At 41.1% G+C, this 367-nt stretch carries 1 protein-coding gene; it reads right to left on the reverse strand.

The annotated features are described in order from the left end of the window. Positions 1-367, reverse strand: a 367-nt coding sequence (locus CWC17_RS18945; RefSeq protein ID WP_138614645.1) for a hypothetical protein, incomplete at both ends; no start/stop codon positions are given.

Here is a 367-nt window from a genome sequence, read left to right on the forward strand (position 1 = left end):
AAGCTCAGGTTCTTCTTCAAGCTCTGGTTCATCAATAAGTGAAGACGCTAAAGTTTCAATATCATCTTCGTTAAAATCGCTCTGTGCATCAGCCAGTTCTTCAACAGAATCAGCCAAAGCGCTATCTATATCTCGCTCTGTATCATTATCTGTTGCTACTTCAGCTGCAGGTGAATCTTCAACTTCATCAATTAGGCCGTCTATATCATCTAAATCAAAGTCATCACTTTCTTCAACAAGTGCATCTGCTGGGGTTTCATCAGGTGTGTCGCCCGCTTCATCAATTAGGCTGTCTATGTCATCTAAATCTAAGTCATCGCGTGTTTTAGTGTATGAGATTCGGAGCGAGTGTATATATCGATTCACG

Source organism: Pseudoalteromonas sp. S3785 (genome assembly GCF_005887365.1).
In the GTDB taxonomy this organism is placed as follows: Bacteria; Pseudomonadota; Gammaproteobacteria; order Enterobacterales; family Alteromonadaceae; genus Pseudoalteromonas.